We start from the raw sequence: 22,612 nt of genomic DNA, 5'->3' as shown, positions 1-22,612 counted from the left end.
TCGCCGAGGTTGTCCTCGTTCCGCCGCGTCAGACCTTCGCGGGCTCCACAGCTTCGGGATGATTCAGGTCGAACGCGGGGCGCTCGCTGCGGATCCGCGGGATCGACGTGAAGTTGTGCCGCGGCGGCGGGCAGCTCGTCGCCCACTCCAGCGACGCGCCGAAGCCCCACGGGTCGTTCACCGTCACTCTTGGCGCCTTTCGGGTCGTGACCCACACGTTGAACAGGAATGGGATCATCGATGCGCCCAGCAGCATGGCGCCGATGCTGGACACCTGGTTCATCCAGGTGAATCCGTCAGACGGAGCGTAGTTCGCGTATCGACGCGGCATCCCGGCGACACCGAGCCAGTGCTGCACCAGGAACGTCATATGGAAGCCGATGAACAGCATCCAGAAATGCACCATCCCGAGGCGCTCGTTCAGCATCTTGCCGGTCCACTTCGGCCACCAGAAGTAGAACCCGGCGAACATCGCGAACACCACCGTGCCGAACACGACGTAGTGGAAGTGCGCGACCACGAAATACGAGTCGGTGACATGGAAGTCCAGCGGCGGGGAGGCGAGGATGACGCCGGTCAGGCCGCCGAACACGAACGACGTGAGGAACCCGATCGCGAACACGATGGGCGTCTCGAACGTCACCGATCCGCGCCACATGGTGCCGATCCAGTTGAAGATCTTCACCCCGGTGGGCACCGCGATCAGCATCGACATGAGCGAGAAGAACGGCAGCAGCACCGCCCCCGTCGCGTACATGTGGTGCGCCCACACCGACACCGACAGTGCCGCGATCGCGATGGTCGCGAAAATGAGGGTGCGATAGCCGAAGACGGGCTTGCGGCTGAAGACCGGGAAGATCTCGGTCACGATGCCGAAGAACGGCAGCGCGATGATGTACACCTCCGGATGGCCGAAGAACCAGAACATGTGCTGCCAGAGCAGCACACCGCCGTTCGCGGCGTCGAAGAGGTGTGCGCCGAGGATGCGGTCGGCCGCTACCGCGAGCAGCGCCGCCGCGAGCACCGGGAAGGCCATCAGCACCAGGACGCTGGTGAGCAGGATGTTCCACGAGAAGATCGGCATGCGCCACATCGTCATGCCCGGAGCGCGCATCGTGATCACCGTGGTGATGAAGTTCACCGCACCCAGGATGGTGCCGAACCCGCTCATGGCCAGGCCCATGAACCAGAGGTTGCCGCCGGCGCCCGGCGAGAACGTCGCGTTGGCCAACGGCTGGTAGGCGAACCAGCCGAACGCCGCCGCCCCCTGCGGGGTCAGGAATCCGGCCACCGCGATCGTCGACCCGAACAGGAACAGCCAGAACGCGAACGCGTTCAACCGGGGGAAGGCCACATCGGGCGCCCCCAGCTGCAGCGGCAGGATCGCGTTGGCGAACCCGGCGAACAGCGGCGTCGCGAACATCAGCAGCATGATCGTGCCGTGCATCGTGAACAGCTGGTTGAACTGATCGTCCGTGGGGATGATCTGCATCCCCGGCTCGAACAGCTCCGCCCGGATGATCAGGGCCATCACCCCGCCGAGCATGAAGAACATCACCGAGGCCATCAGGTACATGTACCCGATCGTCTTGTGGTCGGTGGAGGTGATCCACCGGACGACGATGTTGCCCTTCTGCGCAACGCGGGTGCGGGTGAGGAGTTCGGCCTGGCGAGGCGGGAGAGATGACGTCTTCGTGTCTGTCAGGTCGACCGGAGTCGTGGTCGCCATACCCGCATGTTCCCACGCTTCGCGGGGTTCGTGGGCCGTTCGGCCGGAACTCGACGCGGAATGCCTCTGCCTTGCGCTCACCCGGTGCGGTGGGCGCCCACTCGTTTTCGCATCCAGAGCGGATGGTTGTCCACGGGTCGCCATCGGCGGTGCGGGTCCCACCAGGCAGGGCCGCGGACCTGTGGAACACCGTTCAAGATCCGCACCTCCCAGCCGCTGGTCTCGAGCGTCCGGTGGTGGAACCAGCACAGTGCCACCCCGTTGTCGGTGGAAGTCTCGCCGCCCTCGGAGTGTTCGCGGACGTGGTGGATCTCACACCATGTCGCGCGTACGTTGCACCCTGGGATCGCACACCCGCCGTCGCGCAGCGCGATCGCTCGGCGCTGATGCGGGGTGAAGATGCGGTCCCGGACCTGAATGTCGAGGATGCGTCCGAACGCGTCGAGGATGACCCGCTCGATCTTGCCGCAGCAGGCGGCGTGCCGTGCCACGTGCAGCGGCACCGGCTCGTCGATCCCATCGATATGGGCGTAGCCCCTGCCGCACTCGAGGTCTTCGGCACGCACGGCTACGGTGAGGGTCGGCGCAGCGCCTCCGAGGGTGGGCGTGTCGGCTGAGCCTGCCGCGGCGATCAGGATCGCAGCGAACGCGTCGTGCGCCCGCTGCGGCATCGTGCGCGGGTCGGCAAGGGACTTCGGCGGCTCATCAGAGTCGTCGGAGGGGATCGGAGCGAAGGTCGGTCCCTGCCGTTTCGGGTTGTTCTGCGCGTCCAGCAGGAGTTGCAGCTGTGCGGCGACGTCGACCAGCAGATTGCCGCGCAATGACACGATGCCATCCCGCGCGCGCCCCAGACGCAACTCACGCAACCGGGTTGCCCGGTCGTCGCGGGGTTCGGCGCCGTCGGGGTCGAGCACCGCCGCCCACACCTGGGCCTGCAGTCGCAGATCGTCGCACCCTGCCGGCGGGTGACCCCCGGGTGAGGCGCCGCGGCCGGCCGCCGCGAGTTCTTCGTCGGCGGCCAGCCGCTGCTCGACGGTCGCGGTCGGCAGTGCCTGCTCGAGCACCCGGAAGATGCCGCTCAGTGCCTCGGACGAGACCTCGCCGGCGCCGAGCGCCTCACGGAGGCACGGGAACCGGGCCGGCAGCAGTTCGCCGCTGGACACGGCGAGGCGACGGCGAACGCCCCGCGCGGCACGACCGAGCTCGGCGGCGCGCTGCGACGAGCAGCGGGTCGCCCGCCGCAGCAACTCGTTCGTGTCACGGCATCCCTTGCGCGAACAGAGCCGATCGCGACGGTCGGCCGCATCGTCGCGCGCCTGGATGTGCCCGGTCGCCTCGACCAGCATCGCGTCGGCGAGCCGGCCCACCTCGGATGCTCGTCGCAGCAGCCGGAGCAAGTCGTCATCGGATGCCGCGGCCATCGCGTCGTCGTCGAATGCCGTGCGCACCACGGACGACAGCGCATCGCCGATGCGATCCAGTCGTTCCGTGAGCTCGTCCATAGCTTCGATTATTCACGGGGGCTCCGACATCCGAATCGACGACGCCGAGAGTTATCCACAGGTTCGCTCCGGCGCACCGACGCGACCTGCGAGAGGAGTCAGGCCGCGTCCTCACAGACTTCGGAGGATCGCGCCGACCTCGGACGATTCCGGCCGAATCATGCGGAGTTCGCACGATGCTCCGAACCCTGAGGGGGATGGGCGCGGGAGAGCGCGAGATCACGCTGGTGCACGCCTGGAGGCGCTCATGCCGTACATGGGTTGATCTCGCGGATCGTGGCCGGCGAGGGGGATGCCGGGGAGAGCGCGCGCCGGCGGTCGAGCGCGACCGCGGCTGAGCCCCGGCCGGTCGGCGGCGGGATGCCGGGGTCAGAGCGTGCCGGTGCGCACGCGCGCGGCCTGCTCGGGGCGGCCGTCGGCCTCGTACCCCGCGACCACACCGGCGCGGTCGGCGTCCGAGCGGTTCTGGCTCCACTTGGCCTTGGCGTCGATGTCCGCCACCTGCATCTCGAGCCCGACGATCGCGCGCAGCTGCCCGGCGACGTACTTCTCCGGGGCATCCGTTACCGCCCAGGGATGGTCGCGCTCGCCCTCATGCCGATCGGTGAGGCCGGTCACGGCATCCCGCAGCCACTCGGCGTCCTCGTGCACGGTCACCGCTCCGCGCAGGTGCACCGCGGAGTAGTTCCAGGTGGGCACGACCTTGCCGTGCTCGGCCTTGGCCGCGTACCAGGTCGGCGTGACATACGCGTCCGGCCCGTACACGATGAACAGCCCCGCGGCACCATCGGCGATGCGCTTCCAGTGCTCGTTCGCGCGCGCGAAGTGCGCGATGACCCGGTCGCCGTCCCAGAGGATCGGCAGGAGCGTCGCGTCGGGCACGCCGTCCGGGCCGGCAGTGACCAGCGTGCCGACGGCGGCCTGTCGCACGAACGCCCGCGCGGCGTCGAGGTCGTCGATGCGATTGAAGTGCGGCACGTACATGCCTCGAGCGTACGCGGCGGCGCGAGAGGCCCCGCAGAAGCTAGCCTGATCGCGTGAATCCGAGTTTCGTGCTGATCCCGCTGATGGCCGTGCTGGCGCCCGTGGCCGCGCGGGCGCTGGGACGATGGGTGCGGATCCCGGTCGTCGTGTTCGAGCTGGTGCTCGGCATCCTGATCGGCCCGTCGGTGCTCGGCTGGGCCCAGCCGTCCGAGTTCGTGCACACCCTGTCGGAGTTCGGGCTGGCGATGCTGTTCTTCGTCGCCGGCACCGAGATCGAGCTCAGCGCGCTGCGCGGCCGCTCCGGGAAAGGCGCGATCTGGGGCTGGCTGATCAGCCTGGCCGCCGGCGTCGCGCTCGGCCTCATCGTGGCCCCGGGCGAGGGCGCGATCATTATCGGGATCGCCCTGGCCTCGACCGCGCTGGGCACCCTGCTGCCGATCCTGCGCGACACCGGCGAGATGGCCACCCCGTTCGGCCGCGCCGTCGGCGCGCTCGGGGCGGTGGGCGAATTCGGCCCGCTGGTCGCGATCTCGGTGTTCCTCGGCGCCCGCTCGCCCGGCGCGGCCACGATCGTCCTGGCCGTCTACGTGCTCCTGGCCGGCGGAGCGATCTGGTACGCGTTCGCCGCCCCGCGCGGCGCGCTGCACCGCTTCGTGAGCGCGACGCTGCACACCTCGGGCCAGTTCGCGGTGCGCGTCGTGCTTCTGCTGCTGGCGGCGCTGGTCGCGCTGAGCGTGTTCCTCGACATCGACATGCTGCTGGGCGCGTTCACCGCCGGCATCGTCTGGCGCCTGCTCATCCGCGACGCCGACGCGCACGATCGCGAAGAGGTCGAGAGCAAGATCGAAGCCGTCGGCTTCGGCTTCCTCGTGCCGATCTTCTTCATCTACACGGGCATCACCTTCGACCTGCGCTCGCTGCTGCAGACCCCGCTTCTGCTCGGCCTGGTCGCGATCACCGTGCTCGTGCTGCTGGTGGTCCGCGGCATCCCGTCGCTGCTGGCCACGCCGCCGGGATCGGGCATGCGCGACCGCATCGCGACGGGGCTGATGGGCGCCACCGGTCTGCCGATCATCGTGGCCGTCACCGGGATCGGCGTGGACAAGGGCATCCTCTCCACGGCGGCCGCCGCGGTCCTGGTCGGAGCCGGGATGCTGTCGGTCCTGCTGTTCCCGCTGATCGCCATGTCGCTGCACGGCGACCGCGTGCCGGTGAGCACCACGGCCGACGACCACGCCTGAGCCGGCGCGGCGATACGGCGAAGGGCCGGTAACCGCGGATGTGCGGTTCCGGCCCTTCGTCTCGCTTCGCTCGCTCAGGGACCTGTGCGGGTGCCGCTGGTTCAGGGACCTGTGCGGTTCCGGCCCTTCGTCTCGCTTCGCTCGCTCAGGGACCTGGGGGGCGCCAGGGACCTACGGGCGGTCGGCGGCCGGGTCGTCCCCGGCAGCCTCGCGCTCGGCGGTCAGCGTCGCCGTCGCCGACGTCGACGCCGCGGCCGCCGTCGTGCCGTCCTCGCTCACCACGCTCAGCGCGCCGGTGACGACCGCGACTGAGTCGGCACCGTCGATCTCCAGGCTCTCGGCCGCGACGTCGCCGCGGTCGATCGTCTTCTTCAGCGGCACTTCCTTGACGAAGCACACCAGCACGGTCGCGATCAGCACGAGCGGCAGGATGTAGAGGAAGATCGGCGTCAGCGCATCGTTGTAGGCGCCCACGATGATGCCGTGGATCGGCTCGGGCAGGCCCTTGACCAGCTCGGGCGTCAGGCTGTTGGCTCCGCCGGCCGAGCCGCCGGCGCCGGCCGGCATCCGCTCGCTGAGCAGGTCCAGCAGCCGCGTGGCGAACAGGCTCCCGACGATCGCCGAGCCCAGCGACGCGCCGATCTGCCGGAAGTAGTTGTTCGTCGAGGTGGCAACGCCGACCTCCGAGCCCGGGAACGTGTTCTGCACGACGAGCACGAAGATCTGCATGCACAGGCCGAGGCCCAGGCCCATCACGCCGAGGAACACGCAGATCAGCCACACCGGCATGTCGGCGGTCATGGTCGACAGCAGCACCATTCCGACGGCGGTGACGAGGGTGCCGGTGATCGGCGCCCACTTGTACCGTCCGGTCCGGCTCACCAGCGCCCCCGACACGATCGACGAGAGCAGCACGGTGCCCATCATCGGGATCATCAGCAGACCCGACTGGGTGGCGTTGGCCCCGGTCACCATCTGCAGGTAGGTGGGGATGTAGGCGAGCGTGCCGAACATCGCCACGCCGATCGCCAGGCCCGCAGCGGTCATCAGGTTGAAGTTCAGCTTGCGGAACAGGTGCAGCGGCATCACCGGCTCGGCGGCGCGCATCTCGACGAACACGAACGCGACGGCGGCCAGCACGGTGCCGACGATCAGGCTGATGATCTGCGGGGAATCCCAGGCGTACCCGTTGGGCGCGTCATGGCCGCCCCAGGTCGTGATCAGGACGATGCCGGTGGATGCCAGGGCCAGCAGTGCGATGCCGAGCACATCCAGCTTCACCTTGCGCTTCGGGTGCTTGGGCAGGTGCAGGAACATCACGGCCGCGACGATGGCGAGGATACCGAGGGGGATGTTCATCCACAGGCCCCAGCGCCATCCGATCACATCGGTGAACCAGCCGCCCAGCAGCGGGCCGGCCACGGACGAGATGGCGAACACGCCGCCCATGATGCCCATGTACTTGCCGCGCTCGCGGGCGGGCACGACATCCGCGATGATCGCCTGCGACAGGATCATGAGCCCGCCGCCGCCGATGCCCTGCACGCCGCGGCCGATGATCAGCCAGGGCATGTCCTGCGCCCAGCCGCCGATGATCGATCCCAGGATGAAGATCGAGATCGCCGCGATGAAGATGCCCTTGCGGCCGATCAGGTCGCCGAGCTTGCCGTACACCGGCAGCATGATCGTCGAGGCCAGGATGTAGATCGTGATGACCCAGGTCATCTGGTCGACGCCGTGCAGGTCGCCCACGATGGTCGGCAGCGCGGTGCTGAAGATCGTCTGGTCCAGCGATGCCAGCAGCATCGTGACCATCAGCCCGGCGAACACCAGCAGGATGTTCCGGGTGTGGTGCGGCTCTACGGCCGCCGTGTCCGCGGTTGCGGTCATTGCAGTAGTCCTGTCATTTCTCGTACCAGCGCGGCCGCGCGGGTGCGCAGTCGTGCCGTTGCTTCATCGGTGGAGAGGTCTGAGTGCTCGCGGGTGAGCTCGATCGTGGCGGCGCGCATGGCGGCGCCGCAGGTCATGAGGACCACTTGGGCCTGCTCGTCCGAGCAGGGCGCAGCATCCTTCTTCACGGCATCCTTCTTCGCAGCATCCCTCTCCGCGGGCACCGACGTGCGGTCGATCAGCGCGCGCACGCCGTCGCTGAGCGGACTCAGCATCCCATCCATGTGCGAGAACTTGCGCTGCAGGAGTTCGGGATGCGCGCGGACGATCTGGTGCCGCTGCTCGTGCAGGTCGCGGCCGGGGCCGCGCACGACGGCGCTCAGCAGCTCGAGAACGCCGTCCAGCAGGGAGGTGGGCTGCATGCCCTCGAGGGTCTCGGCGACCAGCTCCTGCGTGTCCTCCTGCGTGCGCACGCCGAGGATCGCATCTTCCTTGCTGTCGAAGTAGTTGAAGAACGTGCGGGGTGAGACCTCGGCACGTTCGCTCAGCGCATCGATGGTCAGCTTGTCCAGACCGTCCTCGAGGACGATCTCGACCGCCGCGGTCTCGAGGCGCCGGCGGGTCTGCTCGCGCTTGCGCTCGCGCAGTCCGGGAAGGGGAGCTTCTTCTTGCACTCGTGCAATCTTCCTCGCGTACCCGAAGTTGCGCAAATGCAAACATGCACTCGTGCATAATTCACAGCCGACTCGTAAAGTCGGGCCGCCGACGCTGGCCTGACTCTCAGCCCTGATCCATAGGGTGGGGCCATGCTCGACCAGCCGGAGATCGACGCCCCCGTCGACATGTCCCCGTCCCAGTTGCGCTCCCTGCGAGACGAGCTGCAGCGATTCCTGCTGCCGTACCAGTTCGGGTTGCATGAGATCTCGACCAAGATCGACATCCTGCGCGACGAGTTCCAGTACCTGCACGAATACAACCCGATCGAGCACGTCTCCAGTCGGGTGAAGACCCCGGACAGCATCGTCGACAAGGTCGTGCGCAAGGGCATCGACCCTGACTTCGCCAGCATCCGCAGTCACATCACCGACATCGCCGGCATCCGGATCACCACGAGCTTCACCGCCGACGCCTACCGGCTGTTCGACCTGCTGACCACGCAGCCCGACATCTCGGTGCTCCGGGTCAAGGACTACATCTCGCACCCCAAGCCCAACGGCTACAAGAGTCTGCACGCGATCGTGCAGGTTCCGGTGTTCCTGTCCACCGGTCCGATCGAGGTGCCGGTCGAGGTGCAGTTCCGCACGATCGCGATGGACTTCTGGGCCAGCCTCGAGCACAAGATCTACTACAAGTACCAGCAGCAGGTGCCCGGCGACCTGCTGGCGGAGCTGAAGGATGCCGCCGACTCGGCCGCCCTCCTCGACGAGCGGATGGAGCGGCTGCACCGCGAGATGCACGGCGGCACGCGCGAGATCGAGAGCACCCGGATCCTCGCGGTCTGAGCCGGCTGCGGGCGTGCCCGGGGTCGAGGTGTCCGGGGCCGGGGTGTCCAGGGCCGGACACCGCGGGGCGGCGTGCAGAACTCCGGAGATTCGCGCGCCGCGGGAGTGATCGCCCCGGGATCCCGCGCCGCGCCAGCCGGGCATGCACCGGATCTCCGGAGTTCTGCACGCCCACCCGCCGGTAGCCTGGCCGGGTGGACGTCGCGGAGATGATGGATGCCGCACGGCGGCGTCTCGCGGAGCTCCCGCGCGAGCGGCTGGGCGAGCTGATCGTGCCGCGGCGCATCCTCGGCATCGCCCGCCCCCCGCGGATCGAGCCGCGCGGCACCGCCTGGCATCTGGGCGCCCTGCTGCTGACCGACGACGAGGTGCTGGCCACCGGCGACATCCTGCGGGCGCGCGAGGATGTGCGGCGCGGGTTCACCGCCGAGTCGCAGCGCGAGCGGGCGGCGCTGGCCGCAGCGGCCCGACGCGGCGGATTCGCCGAGGGGGAGCCCGTGCACATCGGGTGGGAGCGGCTCGACCCGGCCGCGCTCGCGCGGGGCGAGGCATCCGGCCCCCTGGCGATGCTCGGCTCGGTGCCCGGCATCCGCTGGAGCCGGACCGGGGCGCTCGTCCCGCTGGAGGGCTACCTCGACGACCGGATCGCGCTGCTGCTGGCCCCGCCGGGCTGAGACGCGACCTCGGGTAGTCTGGAACGTCGACTCAAGGTGGGGAAACGATGGAGACATGGCCCGGGGCGGCGTACCCGCTGGGCGCGACGTACGACGGCAACGGCACGAACTTCGCGCTGTTCAGCGAGGCCGCTGAGCGCGTCGAACTGTGCCTGTTCGACGACGACGGCGCCGAGACCCGCGTCGACCTCGTCGACGTCGACGGGTACGTCTGGCACGCCTACCTTCCGCAGATCGCGCCCGGCCAGCGCTACGGCTACCGGGTGCACGGCGCGTACGAACCGGCCGAGGGCAAGCGCGCCAACCCGGCCAAGCTCCTGCTCGACCCGTACGCCAAGGCGGTCGAGGGGCAGATGGTGCACGGGCAGTCGCTGTTCGCGTACGACCTCGACGACCCCGAGCAGCGCAACGACGACGACTCGGCGCCGGACACCGTCCGCGGCGTCGTGGTCAACCCGTTCTTCGATTGGAACGGCGATCACGCACCGCACACCCCGTACGCCCAGACGGTCATCTACGAGGCGCATGTGAAGGGGCTGACCGAGCGGCACCCCGACATCCCGGATCAGATCCGCGGCACGTACAGCGCCCTCGCGCACCCGGCGATCATCGCGCATCTGCGCAAGCTCGGGGTCACCGCGATCGAGCTGATGCCCGTGCACCAGTTCGTGGATGCCGCCAGCTCGGCCGATCACGCGCACGCGAACTACTGGGGCTACAACACCATCGCGTTCCTCGCCCCGCACAACGGGTACGCCTCGGGGGGCGACCGCGGCCAGCAGGTGCAGGAGTTCAAGGCGATGGTCAAGGCCCTGCACGCCGCCGGCATCGAGGTGATCCTGGATGTCGTCTACAACCACACCGGCGAGGGCAACGAGCTCGGCCCGACGCTGAGCATGCGCGGCATCGACAATGCCGCCTACTACAAGCTCGACGAGAAGGACCCGGCCCGGTACACGGACTACACCGGCACCGGCAACAGCCTGAACGTCAGTCATCCGCACACCCTGCAGCTGATCATGGACTCGCTGAGGTACTGGGTGCTCGAGATGCACGTCGACGGGTTCCGGTTCGACCTGGCCTCGACCCTGGCACGGGAGTTCTACGAGGTCGACCGCCTGTCGGCGTTCTTCGACATCGTCCAGCAGGATCCGGTGATCTCGCAGGTCAAGCTCATCGCCGAGCCGTGGGATGTCGGACCGGGTGGATACCAGGTCGGCAACTTCCCGCCGCTGTGGACCGAGTGGAACGGACAGTACCGCGACACCGTGCGCGACTTCTGGCGCGGCGAGCCGCAGGCGCTCGGCGAGTTCGCGTCGCGCCTGACCGGGTCCAGCGACCTGTACGCGCACTCGGGGCGCCGGCCCGTGGCATCCGTCAACTTCGTGACCGCGCACGACGGCTTCACCCTGCGCGACCTGGTCTCGTACAACGAGAAGCACAACGAGGCCAACGGCGAGGACAATCGCGACGGCACCGACGACAACCGCTCGTGGAACAGCGGTGTCGAGGGGCCGACCGACGACCCCGCGATCCTCGCGCTGCGCGCACGGCAGCAGCGCAACTTCCTGGCGACGCTGCTGCTGAGCCAAGGCGTGCCGATGATCTCGCACGGCGACGAGCTCGGCCGTACGCAGCAGGGCAACAACAACGGCTACAACCAGGACAGCGAGCTGACCTGGATCGACTGGGATGCCGCGGACCTGCCGCTGATCGAGTTCACCGCGAAGCTCTCGAAGCTGCGGCGGAAGCATCCGACCTTCCGGCGGAGCCGGTTCTTCGAGGGGCGTCCGATCCGTCGGAGCGAAGGCGCGCCGGTGCCCGACATCGCCTGGCTGCGGCCGGACGGCACGCAGATGCAGCCGGAGGACTGGGAGTCGGGCTTCGGCCGCGCGATCGGCGTGTTCCTCAACGGCGACGGGATCCGCGAGCGGGATGCCCGGGGTCGCACGATCACCGATCGGCACTTCATCGTCCTGTTCAACGCGGGCGACGAGGCGATCGACTTCCGCATCCCGTGGGTCAAGGCCAGCCCGAGCTGGGACCTGGTCGTCGAGACCGGCGCGCACGGCAACGGCGACCACCCCGTGCCGCCCGGAGGCAATGTCACCCTCGAGGCTCGGGCGCTCGCGGTGCTGCGTGCGCACAGCGACGAGGCGAAGGGCCCGGATCACACGGTCGAGGCGTCGCTGGCCGCGGCGAAGCCGGCGGGCGCGGGCGGGCGCTGAGGGCGCGGGCGGGCCGTGGCATCCTGGTCGCTCGGTCGTCACAAATGGCTGCTCGCGGGCGCTGAGGGCGCGCGGCCGAGGCGTGACATCCTGGTCGCTCAGTCGACGCACATGGCTGCTCGCGGGCGCTGGAGCCCGCATTCTGCGTCGACTGAATTCGTGGGTCGCTGTTCGGTCGTCACATATGGTTGCTCGCGGGCGCTGGAGCCCGCATTTTGCGTCGACTGAATTCGTGGGTCGCTGTTCGGTCGTCACATATGGTTGCTCGCGGGCGCTGGAGCCCGCATTTTGCGTCGACTGGATTCGTGGGTCGCTGTTCGGTCGTCACATATGGTTGCTCGCTGGCGTTGAAGCCCGCATTTTGCGTCGACTGAATTGCAACGGTGTCAGCCGCCGCAATCGCAGCACCCCCGCACTCGACCGCCGACCTCGAGCCCCCGCCCGGGCGCCGCAGCCTGCACGCCGCACACGCCGCACCCCGCCGCACCCGCGACTGCACATCAATTTCCCGACTGCACATCAAACTCGGCCCAGACTCATGTGCACTCGGCCAAATCGTACGATTTCGCAGCGAGAAGCGCGGCGGAGGGGCGGGAGGTATCAGGGGGAGGACTACCGTGCTCTGGGTTGTTGTGGACACAATGGTCATCATGACGAATCTGGGGGATGCCGCGTCGGCCGAGCCCGCGGACGAGCTGCCGCGCTGGGAGCGCGCCGGCACGCTGTTCCGCGCATGGCGAGACGGCGAGGCGCGAGCGATGGACGACCTGGTCCGGCTGATGTCCCCGACACTGTGGCACATCGTGCGCGCCTACGGGCTCGACGCGGCGCTGGCCGAGGATGTCGTGCAGACGACCTGGCTGACCCTCGTCCGCCGGCACGAGAGCATCGCCGACGCGCGGGCGGTGTCGGGCTGGTTGACCACGACCGCCCGCCGCGAGGCCTGGCGCGTCGGACGCGCCCAGCGGCGCGCGGACGTCACCGAGACCGAGGATCTCGAGCCCAAGCTGCCGACGCAGGAGTCGGCCGAGACATCCGCCACCCGCCTGGACGGGGCGCATCGCCTGTGGGATGCCGTCGGCCAGCTCACCGAGCGCTGTCAGCGGCTGCTGCGGGTGATCGCGTTCGAGGAGCGCCCGGACTACGCCCGGCTGGCGCAGGAGATGTCGATGCCGATCGGCTCGATCGGCCCGACTCGCCAGCGGTGCCTGGTCAAGCTGCGCGCACTGCTGGGCGATGAGGGGGCGATGGCGTATGGAACATGAGGATTTCGCCGCCGATGCGGCGATGTTCGCGCACCTGCGCGCGATGTGGCGGGAGCATGATCCCGAGCCGGCTGGCCTGGTCGACCGCATGGTCGCCGCGGTCGCGGTCGAAGACCTCACTCGCGAGTACGCGCTGCTCACCATGGTCGAAGGCGAGTACGCCGAGGTGCGCGGCGAGGGCGACACCTCGACGCTGCAGTTCAGCGACGGCGAGACGAGTGTGCTGCTGCACGTGACCGTCACCGAGGACGGCGACCGCCGGATCGACGGGTGGGTGGATGCTGCGGCCGTCGCGGTGCGACTGGTCCAGGGCGATCACGAGAAGAAGGCGGATGTCGGCGAGCACGGCCGGTTCGCATTCGACGGCGTGCGTGCGGGGCTGATCCGGGTGCGGCTGACAGTGCGCGGGGCCCGCGACGAGGTGCGCGAGTTCCAGACGCCGCAGTTCGAGGTGTGACCGCGACGGATTCCCGGAGTCGTCGGCCTGCGCCAAGATAGAGGCGTGGCCCCGAGCGCGCAGCAGCTGCATCGTCGTGCCGTCGAGGAGAGCATCCGCGGACGGTTCGCGGCGGCCGAGCACACGCTGCAACGTGCTGCGGCCATCGTCGAGGACGTCGACCTGCGGGCGCGGATCATGGGCACCCAGGCGGTGGTGCTGCAGCGCACGGGGCATCCGGGCGAGGCAGAGCGCCTGTGCCGTGACGCCCTCGCCCTGACCGAGCTGCAGGAGAGCACGCGTGCCGTGCTGCTCGGCCAGCTCGGTGCGCTCGCGCTGGTGGGCGGGCGCCTGCGCGACGCCGAGCGGCTGCTGTCCGATGCGATCGCCGGACTCGCCGACGACCCCGTGGCCGAGGCGCGCGTGCGCATGAACCGCAGCGTCGCCCGACTGCAGGTGCGCGATCTTGACAGCGCGGCCGTCGACCTCGACGTCGCCGCACGGATCTTCGCGGAGTCCGGCCTGCCGGTGGACGGTGGTCAGGCAGAGCACAACCGTGCGTACGTGGCGTTGCTGCAGGGCGACCTGGTCGCGGCGCTGCGCGGCATGCAGGAGGCGCGCCCCCGGGCCGCGGCATCCCCCATCACCGCCGGCATCTGCGACACCGACCGCGCCGAGGTGCTGCGCGACGCCGGTCTGACGCGGGACGCGGAGCAGCTGCTGGCGGCGACGGCGAAGCTGTTCGGCGCGCACCGCATGACCCAGCTGCGGGCCGAGGCGGAATTCCAGCTCGCCTGCTCGCAGCTGACCCACGACCCGCCGCGTGCTCGCCGTACGGCCGCAGCCGCGGCGCGACGCTTCGACCTGCTCGGCAACCGGACGTGGGCGGCGCGCGCCGAGGCCGTGCGGATGCGCGCCGCGCTCAGCGGCGGGGCGGTGCGACGCGGCGGTGGGCGGCTGCCGGATGCCGGGCGCATCCCCTCCACCGACGAGGTGGCCGGGCTCGCTACCCGGCTGCGTCGCGCCGGATTCCCCAGCGAAGCAGCGTCGTTGCGACTGGGGTTGGCGATATGGCAGGCGCGGCACGGGCAGAGACCCCACGGCTCGGCGATCCGCGTGCCGGCGTCGGCGCCGATTCAGGTGCAGCTGCTGGCGCATGAGGCTCGGGCCGTCAGTGCGCGCGCCCGGGGGGACGATGCAGCGGCCCGCCGCCATGCCGCACGAGGCCTGGACCACTTGACCCGGTGGCGCGCGGCGTTCGGAAGCCTCGACCTGCAGACCTCTGTGGCGATGCACGGGAACGGTCTCGCGCTGGTCGGCCTCGACGCCGCGGCGCGCTCGGGACGACCCGACGTCGTGTTCGAGTGGTCCGAGCGCGCCCGGCAGCTCAGCCAACAGGTGGTGCCGCTGCGCCCACCGCCCGACCCGGACCTCGCCGCCGACCTCGCCGAGCTGCGGATGCTGCGTGCCGACGATCCGGCGTGGGCGACCAGCGCGCGCGGGATGGTGCTGCGAGAGCGGGCGCGCACCCGGCAATGGACGCAGACCTCCTCGGGCGAGGCATATCAGCGGATCCCGCTGCCCGAACTGGTCAGCGCGCTCGATGACGCCACGGCCGTGCTGTCGTACATCTACTCCGGGGATGCGGTGACCGCCCTCGTGGTCACCGCGGATGCGCAGCGCGTCGTCCCGCTGCCGGGCCTGGCCGCCATCCGCGACCTCATGCCGGGGCTGCGCGCCGATCTCGACATGGCCGCGACCGTGCGCACCGGCCCCCTCGCGGCCGCGGTCCTGCAATCGCTGCAAGCGCGACTGCAGGCGCTGTCGGCGGCCCTGCTGGACGGTCCGCTGGCGGCGGTCGGCTCGCGCCGCGTGGTGATCACGGCCCCCGGCATCCTCTCCGGCATCCCCTGGGCGATGCTGCCGGCCATGCGCGGCCGCGCGTTCACGCTCGCCGCGTCGGCGTCGCAGTGGGTGCGGGATCGCGAGCGACCGCGGACTCCGGTCGCGACCGCCGGATTCGCCGTCGGGCCTCGCGTGGCCCGGGGCGATGAGGAGGTACGTGCCGCCGCGGCGGCATGGACTGCCCCGGTGATCGTGGATCGGGAGGATGCGAGGGCGGATGCCGTGACCGAGCTCGCGTCCCGGGTCGATGTGCTGCACATCGCGGCGCACGGCCAGCACGCGGCCGACAACGCCCTCTTCTCGGGGCTGGAACTGGCCGATGGCACGCTCTTCGGCTACGACATCGATCGGATCGGACGGGTTCCGGCGATCGTGATCCTCTCGGCCTGCGAGGGCGGCCGTTCGTCGGTCCGCTGGGGTGAGGAGGCGATCGGCATGGCGCGGATGTGGCTGTCAGCCGGCGCGCGATGCGTCATCGCCACTCCGGTGGTGGTCGCCGACGACGCCGCCTGCGAACTGCTCGGGGCCATGCACACCGAGCTGTCGGCAGGGGTGGACCCTGCCGAGGCGCTGGCCGCGGCATCCGCCCGCACCGGACTGGTGACGCCGTTCCAGGCGCACGGCGTGGGTTTCTGACTGCGCGTGTATCAGCGAGGGATGCCCCCGCTCTGACACGGTGGGACGTTCGCAGCGCGACCGGGCCGCATGACTGGGGAGTCGGGCCCACAGGGGAAGCGCAGCGAGTGGGGACGGTGTTCTGGGGGCGCCGTCGCCGAACCCAAGGGGGAGGATGCCGGTGCAAGCCGGCATCCTCCCCGTCTTTCCAGGGGAATCCGCCTCGCTGGGGCGCCGCGGGGACCGCTAGAGTTCGAGATCACGGGGAGCGCGCGCTGCGCACGGCGAGGAGGCCACGATGGACGACCAGACGGACAAGAACGGGCCGGGTGAGCCGGTCGACGCCCGGCGCGGGGGAGCGAGCTGGGAGCAGCGCGAGGAGGCGATCAAGCCGCTCGGGGTGGTCCTGCAGCCGCCGGCCGAACCCGGTCCGAGCCGGGTCTTCCCGACCGTGTACATCCCGGATCGCCTGCTCGTGTCGGGCCGGCGGGACGTGAACGAGGTCGTGCGCGATCTCAATGCGGCGTTCGTGAGCGCCGGCTGGCAGTTCGAGCCGCAGCCGGTTGTCACGATCGAGCGGCGCGCTTCGCGGCCCGGGCGCGAGGGGCCGCGGGCGACGTCGGTGACGAGGGTGCAGGTTCTCGCCCAGGGGGCAGCGGCCGGGTCGGTTCCGGACGCGTGGGCTGTGCTGGATGCTGCCGCACGGCAGGGCGTGGACCTCGATGGCGTCGGACTCGACCACCTGCTGACCGTGGGCCCGATCGGGATGAATCCGTTCACCTCCACTAATCCCTTCGGCTCGACGAACCCGTTCACATCGACGAACCCGTTCACGTCGACCAATCCGTTCACCTCGACGAACCCGTTCGGTTCGACGAACCCGGCATCGGCGGGACTCGGCGCCTACGCTCTGCCCGGGTTCGGCGGCCGTCAAGCCGTGACGTGGGTCGGCGACGCGCCCCATCGTTCGCGCGAACGCAAGCGCGATCGTCCGATCGTCATGATCATGGACACCGGCTGCGCGAAGCATCCGTGGTTCCGTCCCGGGGTCGTGCGCACCCGGGTCGAGCTCGATGGGGTGCCGATCGGCCTGACCGACATGGCAGAGGACCCGGACCTGAATCCGGATCTGGTCGGGCCGCTGGACGGGCAGATCGATCCGGTATCGGGGCACGGCACGTTCGTGGCCGGAGTCGTGCATCAGGCATGCCCGGATGCCGACATCCTCGCACCGCGCATCGCCGACAGCCTGGGCCGGGTGATCGAGTCGGACCTCATCGACGCGATGGATCAGGTCGCCGAGCTCGTGCTGCGTCACGCGCAGGGGCTGCCCGGAGGACAGCGCATCGACGTGCTGAACCTGTCGCTGGGGTATTACCACGAGACCCCCGAGGACGTGCTGTACAGCGCGGGGCTGCGCCTGGTGCTCCTGGAGATCGCGGCGGCGGGGACCACGATCGTGTGCAGCGCCGGCAACGACGCGACCGATCGGCCGATGTTCCCGGCGGCGTTCCCCGGTGAGGACGGCTGCGCGCCGATGCTCGCCATCGGGGCGAAGAATCCGAACGGCCGCACCGTGGCGCTGTTCAGCAACACCGCCCCGTGGATCGATCTGTATGCGCGCGGGGTGTCGGTGCTCTCGACATTCCCGGCTTTCAACGGCGGGGCCCAGGCGGTGACGCGGCGCGATGCGCACGGCAAGGAGCGCGACTCGCTCGATCCGGACGACTTCACCGGCGGGTTCGCGGTGTGGAGCGGCACCTCGTTCGCCGCCCCGCTCGTGTCGGGCAGCATCGCCGCGCGCCTGGATGCGCTCGACGAGGGGGCGGATGCCGCAGCTAGGGCCGCGGCATCGGCCAAGATCGTCGACCAGCTCCGTCAGGAGGAGCTGTAGGGCGCGGTGTGCGGGGTTTCGGCCCTTCGTCTCGCTGCGCTCGCTCAGGGTCCTGGCGTTGGAGAGGTCCCTGAGTGAGGGAGCGCAGCGACCGAGACGAAGGGCCGTCCCGCGCTCGCTCGGGGACCTGGCGTTGGAGAGGTCCCTGAGCGAGGGAGCGCAGCGACCGAGACGAAGGGCCGGGCGTCGGACGGGGCTTGACGTCGGTCCTGCGCTCGCTCGGGGACCTGGTGTCGGAGGGGTCCCTGAGCGAGGGAGCGCAGCGACCGAGACGAAGGGCCGAGGCCGCCCCCGGCGCGTGATCAGGCCTCAGCGCGACGAATTCGCGGTGCGGCCGCGCACGATCCCGACGAAGGCGTCGATCAGGTCCGAGGGGCGGTCGGCGTCCCACACGAGCGCGACGGTCGAGATCGGTCCTCCGCGCAGCGGCCGGTAGGTGACGTCCTTGCGGTGATGCAGCCGGGCCAGCGACATCGGCACGACGACGACGCCGACACCGGCGGCGACCGTGGCCACGGCATCCTCGGTCGTCTCGGGCGCAGCGACGCTCGGCTCCCGCGTGCCGGATGCCGTGAACCCGAGCACGTCGTCGGCCGGGGTGATCAGCACCTCGCCGGCCAGGTCGGCGGCCTCGAGCTCGTCGGCGGCGGTCAGATCCGATTCGGCCGGGACGACGACCACCGGCACCTCGTCGTACAGCGCGATCACGTGCCGTCCGGCGCGGTCGATCGGCAGGCGCACGAGGGCCGCGTCGACCTCGCCCGATCCGATCGCGTCGCGCTGCGCGGCGGCGGTGAGCGGAATCAGTTCGAGCGGATTGCGCGGCATCCGCTCCTCCCAGATGCGGATCCACTTGCCCGGAGTCGCGCCGGCGACCGCACCGAGACGGAACGGGCCGGCGGGAAGGGGTCCCGGCGTCGGCGGGTTCTTCCGTGGCGTCTTCTCGGCGGCCGGCTTCTTGGGCACCCGACCGGTACCCGGCTTCGCGGTGCGCCGGGGTCCTCGTCCTCCGCCGGATCGCCTGCTCGCCATACTGTTCAACCTAGTCGTTGAGGCCCGACAGGACCCCGGCATCCCGTCCTGTGTGCGCCGCGGGCTCGGCCGTCGCACGCGCAGCGACGCTGCGTGTCGCCGACACCTCGAGATCGCTCATGGAGACGCTACCGAGCGCGATCGAGAGGACCGTTCAATTCGCAGGAAGATCTGGCTCAGCCCCCGCGACACGCCGGGGTGACGCGCCCGGATCGCGAAATGTTCCTGCGAGCAGAACGGGCCAGGAATGGATGCCGCAGTCCGGGCGGCGGCGCGGTACCCAGTCCTGCCACCGCCTACAGCCGCGTCCAGGCCTCGGTGAGCACGCCGCGCAGGATCTGCTCGATCTCGTCGAACTCGCTCTGCCCGATGGTCAGCGGAGGGGCGAGCTGGATGACCGGGTCGCCACGATCGTCGGCGCGGCAGTACAGCCCGGCATCGAACAGCGCCCGGGACAGGAAGCCGCGCAGCAGCCGCTCGGACTCGTCCTCGTCGAACGTCTCCTTGGTGGCCTTGTCCTTGACCAGCTCGATGCCGAAGAAGTAGCCGTCGCCGCGCACGTCGCCCACGATCGGCAGGTCGAGCAGCTTCTCCAGGGTCGATCGGAACGCCGGCGAGTTCTCGCGCACCCGGGCCGGCAGCCCCTCCTCCTCGAAGATGTCGAGATTCTCCAGGGCCACCGCAGCCGAGACCGGGTGCCCGCCGAACGTGTACCCGTGCGGGAACGAGGCGTTCCCGTGCGCGAACGGCTCATAGATGCGATCGCTGACGATCGTGCCGCCCAGCGGCGAGTATCCGCTGGTGACGGCCTTGGCGAACGTGATCATGTCGGGCTGGTAGCCGTAGGCGTCGCAGGCGAAGTACTCGCCGATGCGCCCGAACGCGCAGATCACCTCGTCCGAGACCAGCAGCACGTCGTGCTTGTCGCAGATCTCGCGGACGCGCTGGAAGTATCCCGGCGGCGGGGGGAGGCATCCGCCCGAGTTCTGCACCGGCTCAAGGAACACCGCCGCGACCGTGTCGGGACCCTCGAACTGGATCATCTCCTCGATCCGGTTCGCCGCCCACAGGCCGAACTCCGCCTCGGTGCCGCCGGGGAATCCTGCCTCGTCGGCCCGGTAGAAGTTCGTGTTCGGCACGCGGAACCCGCCCGGGGTGACAGGCTCGAACATCGCCTTCATGTCGGGGATGCCGGTGATGGCCAGGGCTCCCTGCGACGTGCCGTGGTAGGCGATGGACCGCGAGATGACCTTGTGCTTGGTGGGCCGGCCCTGCAGCTTCCAGTAGTACTTCGCGAGCTTGAACGCCGTCTCGACCGCCTCGCCGCCGCCGGTGGAGAAGAACACGTGGTTCAGGTCTCCCGGTGCGTAGCCGGCGAGCCGGTCGGCGAGCTCGATCGCGGACGGATGGGCGTACGACCAGATGGGGAAGAACGCGAGCTGCTCGGCCTGGCGGGCAGCAGCATCCGCCAGCCGCTTGCGGCCGTGGCCGGCATTGACCACGAACAGACCCGACAGCCCGTCGATGTACTTGCGGCCCTGCGAGTCCCAGATGTGATGGCCCTCGCCGCGCGTGATGATCGGCACGCCGGGGCCGTCGGTCATCACGGACTGCCGGGCGAAGTGCATCCAGAGGTGGTCCTTGGCCATCTGCTGCAGTTCGGCTTCGGTGCGGGTAGTGCTGGTGATGGTCATCGTGTGCCCCAGTCGTAGAGCTGCTTGTGGAGTTTGAGGTAGACGAGCGCCTCGGCGTGGGCGACGTCGGGAAGGGGGCGGATGCTGCCGTTCAGCATTTCGAGCAGTTCGTCGTCGCTTTCGCAGACGACTTCCACGAGCACGTCGAATGTGCCGGCGGTGAGCACGACGTAGGTCACGCCGGGCAGCGCGGTGACCGCATCGGCGACCGCGCGGGCATCGCCCGAGACGCGCACCCCGATCATCGCCTGCCGGGCGAAGCCGAGCTGGAGCGGATCGGTGACCGCGACGATCTGCATCGCACCGCTCTCGGTGAGGCGCTGGACGCGCTGGCGGACAGCGGCCTCGCTGAGGCCGACGGCGCGCCCGATCTCGGTGTACGAGCGTCGCCCATCCGCCTGCAGCTGTTCGATGATCGCCTTCGAGGTGTCATCGATCGCGGCGCGTGCAGGTTGCGGCATCCTTCGTCTCCTTCGCCCGTCTGCACGGTATCAGTTGTCCAGACGCTTCTACAAGAGGGATTCCGTAGCTAGGATGGCGCGAAGAAGATGGAAAACGCATCTGGACAGGGTGGTCGCATGCGCAACGGCGGCGTGTCGTTCTGGTGGCAGCAGCTCGGTATGCCGACCCCCCGAGAGCCGCTGCCGGGCGATGTCGACGTGGACGTGTGCATCGTCGGCGCCGGGTTCACCGGACTGTGGACGGCGTATTACCTGCGCGCGCTCGACCCGTCGGTGCGGGTCGCGGTCGTGGAGGCGCGCTTCGCCGGGTTCGGGGCATCCGGTCGCAACGGCGGGTGGCTGACGAATTCGGTCACCGGCGGACGGGAGCAGTACGGCCGGGACGGCGGCATCCGTCAGCAGGCCGCCCTGAACGCGGCGGTGGACGAGGTGATCCGGGTCGCCGGCGTCGAGGGCATCGCGTGCGACATCGCGAAGGGCGGTGAGCTCAACGTCGCCTACACGCCGGCGCAGCTCGCCCGGCTGCAGGCGGTCGTGGCCGCCGAGGCGGACTGGCCGGGGGCGGATGTCGCCGCGCTCGGGCCGGCCGAGACCAGGGAGCGGGTCGCGGTGGACCGTCCGCTCGGCGGGATGTGGCATCCGCACTGCGCCCGCATCCACCCCGCCAAGCTCGTGCGCGGGCTGGCGACGGCGGTCGAGCGCGCGGGCGCCGTGATCTACGAGGACACGCCGGCCGTCTCGATCGAGCCGGGGCTGGTGCGCACGGCACGCGGGTCGGTGCGGGCCGCGCACGTGGTGCGGGCGACCGAGGGATTCACCGCGAACCTGCGGGCCGAGCACCGCACGTGGCTGCCGATGAACTCGTCGCTGCTGGTGACCGAACCGCTGCCGGCGGCGGTATCGGAGCAGATCGGCTGGGCGCACGCCGACACGCTGGGCGACCTGGCGCACGTGTACACGTATGCGCAGCGCACCGCCGACGGGCGGATCGCGTTCGGCGGTCGCGGCGTGCCGTACCGGTACGGGTCGAAGGTCGACACCGATGGGCGCACGCAGGACCGCACCGTCCGCGGGTTGACCCGGCTGCTGCACCGGGCGTTCCCGGCGGCGGCCGCGGTGCCGATCGCGCATGCGTGGTCGGGCGTGCTGGGGGTGCCGCGCGACTGGGCCGCGTCGGTCGGGCACGACCGGCGCACCGGGCTGGGCTGGGCCGGCGGATACGTCGGGACCGGTGTGACGGCGACGAACCTGGCCGGGCGGACGCTGGCCGATCTCGTGCTCGAGCGCGACACCGACCTCGTGCACCTGCCGTGGGTCGGGCATCGCGCGAGGAAGTGGGAGGTCGAGCCGCTGCGCTGGATCGCCGTGAACGCGATCTATGCCGCGTACGGCATGGCCGACGCGCAGGAGGCGCGGGGCGGTTCGCGCACATCGCCGGTCGCGCGCATCGCCGACCTCATCTCCGGCCACTGACCCGGCCCGCCGAGGTTGTCGTCGGTCGCGCGAGGTTGTCGTTTGTTGGCCCAGGTTGTCGTTCGTACCGCGAGATTGTCCTCGGTT

General features: G+C 70.1%; 17 protein-coding genes. 9 read left to right on the top strand and 8 right to left on the bottom strand.

Annotation, left to right across the window (positions count from 1 at the left end):
• Nucleotides 1–28: 28 nt before the first annotated feature.
• The 3 genes from ctaD to AC0L6F_RS07180 all read right to left on the bottom strand — a co-directional run bounded on the left by ctaD (nt 29) and on the right by AC0L6F_RS07180 (nt 4,215).
• The gene (gene ctaD / locus AC0L6F_RS07190; RefSeq protein ID WP_473539710.1) at nt 29–1,729 is read right to left on the bottom strand and encodes an aa3-type cytochrome oxidase subunit I; all 1,701 of its coding nucleotides are present in this window, start codon (nt 1,727–1,729) and stop codon (nt 29–31) included.
• A 77-nt stretch (nt 1,730–1,806) separates the two neighbouring features.
• Nucleotides 1,807–3,231, bottom strand: a complete 1,425-nt coding sequence (locus AC0L6F_RS07185; RefSeq protein WP_473539709.1) for an HNH endonuclease signature motif containing protein — start codon at nt 3,229–3,231, stop codon at nt 1,807–1,809.
• A 369-nt stretch (nt 3,232–3,600) separates the two neighbouring features.
• On the bottom strand, nt 3,601–4,215 hold the full coding sequence (locus tag AC0L6F_RS07180; protein WP_473539708.1) for an FMN-binding negative transcriptional regulator: 615 nt from the start codon (nt 4,213–4,215) through the stop codon (nt 3,601–3,603).
• Nucleotides 4,216–4,268: 53 nt separating this feature from the next.
• On the opposite strand from AC0L6F_RS07180, the gene AC0L6F_RS07175 reads away from it, so the two are divergent.
• Nucleotides 4,269–5,456, top strand: a complete 1,188-nt coding sequence (locus AC0L6F_RS07175) for a cation:proton antiporter (protein WP_473539707.1) — start codon at nt 4,269–4,271, stop codon at nt 5,454–5,456.
• Between the two features lie 171 nt (nt 5,457–5,627).
• Here the strand turns inward: AC0L6F_RS07175 and AC0L6F_RS07170 are convergent, their stop codons facing one another.
• Together AC0L6F_RS07170 and AC0L6F_RS07165 are read right to left on the bottom strand one after the other, a co-directional pair.
• Nucleotides 5,628–7,346, bottom strand: a complete 1,719-nt coding sequence (locus tag AC0L6F_RS07170) for an MDR family MFS transporter (protein WP_274635957.1) — start codon at nt 7,344–7,346, stop codon at nt 5,628–5,630.
• Nucleotides 7,343–8,020 carry a TetR/AcrR family transcriptional regulator gene (locus AC0L6F_RS07165; RefSeq protein ID WP_473539706.1) on the bottom strand — a complete coding sequence of 226 codons (678 nt, stop codon included), beginning with the start codon at nt 8,018–8,020 and terminating at the stop codon, nt 7,343–7,345. The genes AC0L6F_RS07170 and AC0L6F_RS07165 overlap by 4 nt, the downstream gene beginning before the upstream one ends.
• A 132-nt stretch (nt 8,021–8,152) precedes the next feature.
• On the opposite strand from AC0L6F_RS07165, the gene AC0L6F_RS07160 reads away from it, so the two are divergent.
• From AC0L6F_RS07160 to AC0L6F_RS07130, 7 genes are all read left to right on the top strand, one after another.
• Nucleotides 8,153–8,848 carry a GTP pyrophosphokinase gene (locus AC0L6F_RS07160; protein WP_473539705.1) on the top strand — a complete coding sequence of 232 codons (696 nt, stop codon included), beginning with the start codon at nt 8,153–8,155 and terminating at the stop codon, nt 8,846–8,848.
• Nucleotides 8,849–9,042: 194 nt separating this feature from the next.
• Nucleotides 9,043–9,522, top strand: a complete 480-nt coding sequence (locus AC0L6F_RS07155) for a glutaminase (RefSeq protein WP_473539704.1) — start codon at nt 9,043–9,045, stop codon at nt 9,520–9,522.
• Nucleotides 9,523–9,569: 47 nt separating this feature from the next.
• A complete protein-coding gene (gene glgX / locus AC0L6F_RS07150) occupies nt 9,570–11,750 on the top strand; it encodes a glycogen debranching protein GlgX (RefSeq protein WP_473539703.1) in 2,181 nt (726 codons plus the stop codon).
• 650 nt (nt 11,751–12,400) lie between these two features.
• Complete coding sequence (locus AC0L6F_RS07145; protein ID WP_473539702.1) at nt 12,401–13,015, top strand: RNA polymerase sigma factor; 615 nt, start codon at nt 12,401–12,403, stop codon at nt 13,013–13,015.
• Complete coding sequence (locus AC0L6F_RS07140; protein WP_473539701.1) at nt 13,005–13,472, top strand: hypothetical protein; 468 nt, start codon at nt 13,005–13,007, stop codon at nt 13,470–13,472. The genes AC0L6F_RS07145 and AC0L6F_RS07140 overlap by 11 nt, the downstream gene beginning before the upstream one ends.
• Nucleotides 13,473–13,517: 45 nt before the next feature.
• The gene (locus AC0L6F_RS07135; RefSeq protein ID WP_473539700.1) at nt 13,518–15,992 is read left to right on the top strand and encodes a CHAT domain-containing protein; all 2,475 of its coding nucleotides are present in this window, start codon (nt 13,518–13,520) and stop codon (nt 15,990–15,992) included.
• A 277-nt stretch (nt 15,993–16,269) separates the two neighbouring features.
• Nucleotides 16,270–17,865 carry a S8 family peptidase gene (locus tag AC0L6F_RS07130; protein ID WP_473539699.1) on the top strand — a complete coding sequence of 532 codons (1,596 nt, stop codon included), beginning with the start codon at nt 16,270–16,272 and terminating at the stop codon, nt 17,863–17,865.
• 309 nt (nt 17,866–18,174) lie between these two features.
• On the opposite strand, the gene AC0L6F_RS07125 is transcribed toward AC0L6F_RS07130, so the two are convergent.
• The 3 genes from AC0L6F_RS07125 to AC0L6F_RS07115 form a co-directional block, all read right to left on the bottom strand.
• Complete coding sequence (locus tag AC0L6F_RS07125; protein ID WP_473539698.1) at nt 18,175–18,831, bottom strand: LysR substrate-binding domain-containing protein; 657 nt, start codon at nt 18,829–18,831, stop codon at nt 18,175–18,177.
• Between the two features lie 362 nt (nt 18,832–19,193).
• Nucleotides 19,194–20,591: an aspartate aminotransferase family protein gene (locus tag AC0L6F_RS07120; RefSeq protein ID WP_473539697.1), complete on the bottom strand. Its 1,398-nt coding sequence runs from the start codon at nt 20,589–20,591 to the stop codon at nt 19,194–19,196.
• Nucleotides 20,588–21,052: an Lrp/AsnC family transcriptional regulator gene (locus AC0L6F_RS07115; protein ID WP_473539696.1), complete on the bottom strand. Its 465-nt coding sequence runs from the start codon at nt 21,050–21,052 to the stop codon at nt 20,588–20,590. Before AC0L6F_RS07115 ends, AC0L6F_RS07120 begins: the two co-directional genes overlap by 4 nt.
• Before the next feature lie 87 nt (nt 21,053–21,139).
• On the opposite strand from AC0L6F_RS07115, the gene AC0L6F_RS07110 reads away from it, so the two are divergent.
• A complete protein-coding gene (locus AC0L6F_RS07110) occupies nt 21,140–22,525 on the top strand; it encodes an NAD(P)/FAD-dependent oxidoreductase (RefSeq protein ID WP_473539695.1) in 1,386 nt (461 codons plus the stop codon).
• Nucleotides 22,526–22,612: the final 87 nt, after the last annotated feature.

This window comes from Microbacterium sp. G2-16M (assembly GCF_055809115.1).
Note: the sequence above shows the minus strand (reverse complement) of the source record. Positions and strands in the feature narration are given on the sequence as shown.

Coding starts and splice junctions, on each gene's coding strand:
- ctaD (WP_473539710.1), bottom strand. CDS start 1,729: ATGGCGACCACGACTCCGGTCGACCTGACAGACACGAAGACGTCATCT.
- AC0L6F_RS07185 (WP_473539709.1), bottom strand. CDS start 3,231: ATGGACGAGCTCACGGAACGACTGGATCGCATCGGCGATGCGCTGTCG.
- AC0L6F_RS07180 (WP_473539708.1), bottom strand. CDS start 4,215: ATGTACGTGCCGCACTTCAATCGCATCGACGACCTCGACGCCGCGCGG.
- AC0L6F_RS07170 (WP_274635957.1), bottom strand. CDS start 7,346: ATGACCGCAACCGCGGACACGGCGGCCGTAGAGCCGCACCACACCCGG.
- AC0L6F_RS07160 (WP_473539705.1), top strand. CDS start 8,153: ATGCTCGACCAGCCGGAGATCGACGCCCCCGTCGACATGTCCCCGTCC.
- glgX (WP_473539703.1), top strand. CDS start 9,570: ATGGAGACATGGCCCGGGGCGGCGTACCCGCTGGGCGCGACGTACGAC.
- AC0L6F_RS07145 (WP_473539702.1), top strand. CDS start 12,401: ATGACGAATCTGGGGGATGCCGCGTCGGCCGAGCCCGCGGACGAGCTG.
- AC0L6F_RS07140 (WP_473539701.1), top strand. CDS start 13,005: ATGGAACATGAGGATTTCGCCGCCGATGCGGCGATGTTCGCGCACCTG.
- AC0L6F_RS07130 (WP_473539699.1), top strand. CDS start 16,270: ATGGACGACCAGACGGACAAGAACGGGCCGGGTGAGCCGGTCGACGCC.
- AC0L6F_RS07120 (WP_473539697.1), bottom strand. CDS start 20,591: ATGACCATCACCAGCACTACCCGCACCGAAGCCGAACTGCAGCAGATG.
- AC0L6F_RS07115 (WP_473539696.1), bottom strand. CDS start 21,052: ATGCCGCAACCTGCACGCGCCGCGATCGATGACACCTCGAAGGCGATC.
- AC0L6F_RS07110 (WP_473539695.1), top strand. CDS start 21,140: ATGGAAAACGCATCTGGACAGGGTGGTCGCATGCGCAACGGCGGCGTG.